The organism is bacterium (assembly GCA_021158245.1).
Classification (GTDB): domain Bacteria; phylum Zhuqueibacterota; class QNDG01; order QNDG01; family QNDG01; genus QNDG01.
In genome coordinates, this window is sequence record JAGGVB010000156.1 from 1 (window position 1) to 3163 (window position 3163).

Below are 3163 nucleotides of genomic sequence, written 5' to 3' on the forward strand. Positions count from 1 at the left end.
AAAGCATCTTAAATATGCTGAAGAGATGATTAGATTTCTGCAGTATGCTCAAAAAAAGAGCGGGGAGCTTCCCTACGCATTTGAAACACCTGACACTCCGGGACGGGAACATTTTTTATGTTTTCAATACAACAGCTTTCAGTTAATGGACCTTGCAACTTTTTATGGTATTACTCAAAATAGTGATGTTTATGATATTATGAAAGGGCTTGCACGATTTATTTCAACAGGTGTTGAAAAAGACGGCCATTCACGCTACAACTGCTTTAAATCAACCCCTGTTGTTCCTTACTACGCTGCGGCTATTGCTGCTGCGCTTCTGACTGCCGACAATATGGGTTTGGGAGATTATACCGAACTATCTGAAAGAGCATATTCTTTTCTTCTTAAAAGCCAGAATAAAAGAGGAGGATTTTATTACTCCAAAAATAATTATAAGATTTTAAAAGACAGAAGAAGTTATCCGAGGTATCTCGTGATGATTTTAAAACATATTTTAATGAAAGCCGGGTCCACGGAAACGGAGATAAATTAATGTGTTCTGCCGGATTAAGTAAAAAGAAAATAACAAGGCGTGATTTTATTAAAAAAACTATTTCCGGAAGCGGAATAGTTCTATTCGGATTAAACCGTATTAACAGCGCATTCGGGAAAAAGCTTAAATCTTTTGGAGGCAGCGCTCAGGTTTATGTTGTAAAAAACGGCACTCCGGAGAAGAATCTTGAAAAACTTATAGATATGCTGGGAGGAATTGAGTCTATAATTTCCCCTGATGATATAGTTGTGCTTAAACCAAACTGCCAGTGGTGGAACCAGGGAACTACAAATATTTCTGTGATGAAAAAACTGATTGAGATGGTGCTTGATATTTCAGGATTCAACGGAGAAGTAATCGTTGCAGAAAATCATCAAAAACCAACACCGTATTCAAGGGGCTGGATTAAAGACAATAAAATTAACGGCGATCCTGAGGCTAATAATATGGGTGAGTTAATAGAGCTGTTTCAGGGAAGAGGATATTCCAATGTAACAAAGTACCACTGGCTCAATACGGAGAACGGCGGAAAAATTGTTTCAGGGCCTTCAGAGGGAGACGGTTATGTCATGACCGGCCCTGAGTACGAATATGAAGGAAGAAAGACATTAATGACTTATCCTGTTTTTACTTCGTCATACAGCGGAATAACTATTGATCTTAAAAACGGTGCATGGCAGAATGGGAGTTACATTAACAGAAAAGTCAAGCTTATTAATATGGCAGGGCTGAATCATCATTTTTTCGGGGTCACGAGTTCTGTAAAAAATATAATGGGAATTGTGGAACTTCCGGGTAATGATACAGGATGGCTTGTTGATAAGGAATATTATAATTTTCATGGAATAATTTATGAAGATGCGAACAATATTGATGTCAGGGCAATGGGAGGCGCTCTCGGTACTTTTATGAGGGAAACCCGGAAACCGGATTTGAATATTGTCACTGCTGAATGGGTAGGCTGGGGCTCCAGAATAGTGCCTGAGCAGGCTGTACAAGTCCATACCCTACTTGGGGGAGTTGACCCTGTTGCTCTGGACTACTGGGGGGCAAAGTACGTGCTTTGGCCGAATACACCTGAGGATTTTGATCACTATTCTTATCACGATCCTGACAGAACAGACAGGCCTTTCAGGCAGTATCTTGAAGAGTGTGCAAAAGAGAGCGGCGGAATAATTGATGAGAAGTATATACAGAGACATGTGTATGATTTTGAACAGTCATTTATAGATGAGCAGCGTTACACGACAGGGTCTTACGAATTTTCAATCGGGCAGAATTATCCGAATCCATTTTCAAACAAAACAACTATACCATTTAATATAAAGAATGCAGGCGTGGTCTCATTGATAATTTACAATATAAGAGGCCGTGAAGTTAAAAGATTGATTAACAAGAAAAATTTTTCTTACGGTGATTATCTCGTTGAGTGGGACGGGAGGGATGAGTACGGCAGAAAGGCTGCACCCGGAGGATATTTATGCAGGATTATTTCAGGAAGAAAAAAATATACAATTAAAATTTTCAGGACGAAGTTTTAAAGGAGGCTATGATGGAAAAAAGAAATATATTGATATTTTTAATTATACTGCTGATTACGAGCTGTTCAGGATTTTTATCTGCAGATACGTATGTTGTTACTTCTACGGCAGATAATGGTGATGGGAGTTTAAGATGGGCTCTTACAGAGGCAAATCAACATGCAGGGGCTGCTGATACCATAGTTTTTAATATCCCTGATACTGATACAGGATTTGACGGTGCTGTATGGTGGATCAGGCCACAGACAATGCTCCCTGTTTTTTATGACGACAGTACATGGGTGAGCGGTGAGTCACAGACAATTAATATGGGAAACAAAAATACCAAAGGGCCGGAAGTATTAATTTATGGAGGGGACATAACGGATCCGAATCAGGCGATAGGATTTCTTATCATGTCATCCGGAAATAAGATATCCGGATTGGTAATTTCAGGTTTTAAGTCATTTGGCATAAGATTCAGAAATTCAACTGCACAGCATAATGAGATATGTGGGAATTACATAGGTACTGATCCTGCAGGAGAGAATGCAATGCCTAATCTGACTGGAATTTATATATCGAGATACGCAGGAAGTACTATAATCGGAGGGGGAGGAGAGGAGAGAAGAAATATAATTTCAGGGAATATCCAAAACGGAATTTATACGGTACTTTCCGATAGTAATGTCATAACCGGTAATTACATAGGAACTGATCCTTCAGGTAAATTCAGTATACCCAATGCTAGTGACGGTAAACACAGCGGAATATGGATATCTTATGGAAAGCACAATATTATAGGCGGCTCTGATGCTGATAAAAGAAATATTATCTCCGGTAACGGCAGAGATGCAATTCACATGACATATGCAGACAGCAACACTGTAATCGGCAACTACATGGGCGTAGATGTGACAGGTACAGTTCTTCTTGCAAATGGTACAACAGGTAAAGGGGACGGATTTGATATTCGTTATGGATCAAGTTATAATATTATAGGGGGTTCCAGCCCGGGAGAGGGGAATATTGTTTGCGGCAGCCCAAATATGGGGATTAGGATTGGAGAAACTAACTATGTGTCAAGCAGTGACCACAATATTGTTCT

General features: G+C 39.6%; 3 protein-coding genes. All 3 read left to right on the top strand.

The features are described 5' to 3' along the window. On the top strand, positions 1-535 hold a 535-nt coding region (locus J7K93_08230), incomplete at its 5' end, for a hypothetical protein (GenBank protein MCD6116988.1). After that, the gene (locus J7K93_08235) at positions 535-2076 is read left to right on the top strand and encodes a DUF362 domain-containing protein (protein MCD6116989.1); all 1542 of its coding nucleotides are present in this window, start codon (positions 535-537) and stop codon (positions 2074-2076) included. The genes J7K93_08230 and J7K93_08235, both read left to right, overlap by 1 nt. Before the next feature lie 8 nt (positions 2077-2084). Continuing rightward, the coding region (locus tag J7K93_08240; protein MCD6116990.1) for a right-handed parallel beta-helix repeat-containing protein at positions 2085-3163 on the top strand (1079 nt) is incomplete at its 3' end.

Coding starts and splice junctions, on each gene's coding strand:
- J7K93_08235 (MCD6116989.1), top strand. CDS start 535: ATGTGTTCTGCCGGATTAAGTAAAAAGAAAATAACAAGGCGTGATTTT.